4 protein-coding genes are annotated in these 2,783 nt (G+C 72.0%); 2 read left to right on the forward strand and 2 right to left on the reverse strand.

Features of this window, described 5'->3' with window-relative positions:
* Window positions 1-244 precede the first annotated feature (244 nt).
* The gene (gene rsrA, locus GU5_RS0105710; protein WP_010524618.1) at window positions 245-553 is read right to left on the reverse strand and encodes a mycothiol system anti-sigma-R factor; all 309 of its coding nucleotides are present in this window, start codon (window positions 551-553) and stop codon (window positions 245-247) included.
* Window positions 553-1,170 carry a sigma-70 family RNA polymerase sigma factor gene (locus GU5_RS0105715; RefSeq protein WP_010524619.1) on the reverse strand — a complete coding sequence of 206 codons (618 nt, stop codon included), beginning with the start codon at window positions 1,168-1,170 and terminating at the stop codon, window positions 553-555. The genes rsrA and GU5_RS0105715 overlap by 1 nt, the downstream gene beginning before the upstream one ends.
* A gap of 326 nt (window positions 1,171-1,496) precedes the next feature.
* On the opposite strand from GU5_RS0105715, the gene GU5_RS14225 reads away from it, so the two are divergent.
* Window positions 1,497-2,129, forward strand: coding sequence for a DoxX family protein (locus GU5_RS14225; RefSeq protein ID WP_010524620.1), 633 nt, complete (start codon window positions 1,497-1,499; stop codon window positions 2,127-2,129).
* A gap of 92 nt (window positions 2,130-2,221) precedes the next feature.
* A partial coding sequence (locus tag GU5_RS14230) for a 3-phosphoshikimate 1-carboxyvinyltransferase (protein WP_010524621.1) occupies window positions 2,222-2,783 on the forward strand: 562 nt, incomplete at its 3' end.

Here is a 2,783-nt window from a genome sequence, read left to right on the forward strand (position 1 = left end):
GCCCGAACAGCTGATCCCGTCGGGATCAGCGGGCGCCTCGGAGGGGCCGCGGCCCGAGGGCCGAGGCCCCGGCCCTGATCGGCCGGAGGCGCGAGAGCGCACCTGACGACGTCGAACCCCCCCTGCAGACCGTGGTCTGCAGGGGGGTTCATGCGTCCGGGGCCGGGTGCGGCGCCCGGCGCGGCCTCCGGCGGGCGGCGGACCGGCTCGGCCCGCCTCGCTCAGCTCGGTTCGCTCGGTTCGCTCATGCTGATTCGCGTCCGACGACGTCGTGGCCGGCCTCGCCGCGGAGCTGGCTGATGCGCTCCATGATGGTGACCTTCAGCGTGTCGGGGGCCCGCTCGGCGCAGGAGCGACGCACCACGCTGCGGATGATGCACTCGAGGTCGTACTCGGTCGCGCAGTCCGGGCAATCGTGCAGGTGGGTGCGCACGTCCTCCAGGTCCTGCCGGCTCAGCTGGCCGTCGAGGTACTCGTAGATGCGCTCCATGCGCTCGTCGGTCTCGCGACAGTCGCCCCCGCGGCACGTCTCGTCGGTGGTCTCGTCGCTCATCAGCGGGCCTCCAGCTTCTTGTTCTTGAAGCCGCGTTCGCGGGCATAGTCGGTCAGCAGACCGCGCAGCAGCTTGCGACCGCGGTGCAGACGGGACATCACCGTGCCGATGGGGATGTTCATGATCTCGGCGATCTCCTTGTAGGCGAAGCCCTCGACGTCGGAGAAGTACACCGCCAGGCGGAACTCCTCCGGGATCTCCTGCAGGGCGTCCTTGACGTCGGAGTCCGGCAGGTGGTCCAGGGCCTCGGCCTCGGCCGAGCGCAGCCCTGAGGAGGTGTGCTCCGCGGCCTGGGCCATCTGCCAGTCCTCCACCGTCTCGGTGTTGGCCTGCTGCGGCTGGCGCTGCTTCTTGCGGTAGATGTTGATGTAGGTGTTGGTCAGGATCCGGTACAGCCAGGCCTTGAGGTTGGTGCCGGGCTTGTACTGGTGGAAGGCCGAGTACGCCTTCGTGTAGGCCTCCTGGACCAGATCCTCGGCGTCCTGGGGATTGCGGGTCATCCGCATCGCCGCCGAATACAGCTGGTCGACGTACTGCATCGCCTCGGCCTCGAAGCGCCGGCGGCGCTGGGCCTCGGTCTCCTCGGACACGTCGGCGTTCTCCTCGTGGTCATCCATCGCCTCCGAGTGTACGCGCACCGCCGCGCCCGTGCCCCCCGTCGGCCGCGCGGGCGCGGCCCCGGGGTCGACGGCGAGATGACTCGCGGTCTGTGGTCGCTCAAGCGTACTTGTGCTCATGCAGTGCTCAACGATGAGCGGGGCCGCGGCATTCCGCCCCGAGGGGACCTGTGAGCACGCGGACATGATTCCGCGTCCCGCGCTGATTGGGTAGATTGGCGTGTGGAGAGTGCCGGGCCCCGTCGCCTCGGCGCGCACGTCCCGACTCGACCCCGAGTCCCCGCCGGCCGAGGCCGCCGGCGGCGGTACCGCCACAGGAGGAATCCATGTCTCTGATCCGCACACTCGCCCGGCCGATGCTCGGCGCCGGCTTCATCGTCCACGGCGTCGACCGTCTCCGGAACACTCCGGAGGCCGCCGAGGCGCTCGAGCCCACGCTGGAGGAGGTCGGGTCGCTGGTGCCGCAGGCCGAGCCGGTCACCGCGCATCCGCAGCGCACCACGCAGGTCCTCGGCGGGGTCGAGGTCGTCGCCGGCGCCGCGCTGGCGGTCGGGAAGTTCCCCCGACTCGCCGCGCTGACGCTGGCCGGGGTGCACAAGCTCGACTCCTACGTGGAGTTCCGCACCGCCAAGGCCGAGTCCGCCGACGGCGCCGCAGTGCGCACCGGACTGCTGAAGAACCTGGGCATCCTGGGAGGCCTCGGACTGGCCGTGGTGGACCTCGACGGGCGCCCTTCGCTGTCCTGGCGGGCCGAGCACCTGGCGAAGAGCGCCAAGGGGTCGCCGTTCAGCGACAAGACCCACAGGATCGCCGAGCAGACCGGAGGCGATGCGGTGAAGACGCTGAAGGCGTACCAGAAGGCCGCCGCCAAGGGTCTGAAGAACGCCGAGCGCGAGGCGCGGCAGGCCGTGGCCGCCGTCGCCGAGGAGGCGAAGAAGAAGACGGAGGCGGCCTCCTGAGCTCCGCGCGCTCGACACCGCCCGCCCACCCGGCGCCCCCGGATCCGTGGCCTGCGCCGCAGGCGGGGGCGCCGGTGCGTGGAGAGATCCGCGTGCCCGCCTCGAAGTCGCTGACCAATCGGCATCTGCTGCTGGCCGCCCTGGCCGACGGCCCGTCGGTGGTCGTCAACGCGCTGGAGTCCCGCGACAGCTCGCTGATGCTGCAGGCGCTGTCCGCACTCGGCGCCGGCGTCGAGCATCTCGCCGCGCACCCTTCGACCGGGGAGCAGGCAGTGCGCATCACCCCGCTGACGCTGGACGCCGACGAGTCCGACGGCGCCCCGCCGGTCGAGGTGGACTGCGGCCTGGCCGGCACGGTGATGCGCTTCCTGCCCGCCGTCGCCGCGCTGACCGGACGCACGGTGCGCTTCGACGGCGACCCGGAGGCTCGGGTCCGGCCGATGGGCGCGGTGCTCGAGGGGCTCGCGACGCTCGGCGCCGAGGTCACCGACGGACGGTCCGCCGAACCCGGGACGCCGCGACCGGACACCCTGCCGTTCACGCTGCGCTCGCGCGGCGGACTGGCCGGCGGCGAGGTCGCCGTCGACGCCTCGGCCTCCTCGCAGTTCGTCTCCGGACTGCTGCTCGCCGCCCCACGCATGCGCGAGGGGCTGA

The organism is Nesterenkonia sp. F (assembly GCF_000220985.1).
Classification (GTDB): domain Bacteria; phylum Actinomycetota; class Actinomycetes; order Actinomycetales; family Micrococcaceae; genus Nesterenkonia.

Coding starts and splice junctions, on each gene's coding strand:
- GU5_RS14225 (WP_010524620.1), top strand. CDS start 1,497: ATGTCTCTGATCCGCACACTCGCCCGGCCGATGCTCGGCGCCGGCTTC.
- rsrA (WP_010524618.1), bottom strand. CDS start 553: ATGAGCGACGAGACCACCGACGAGACGTGCCGCGGGGGCGACTGTCGC.
- GU5_RS0105715 (WP_010524619.1), bottom strand. CDS start 1,170: ATGGATGACCACGAGGAGAACGCCGACGTGTCCGAGGAGACCGAGGCC.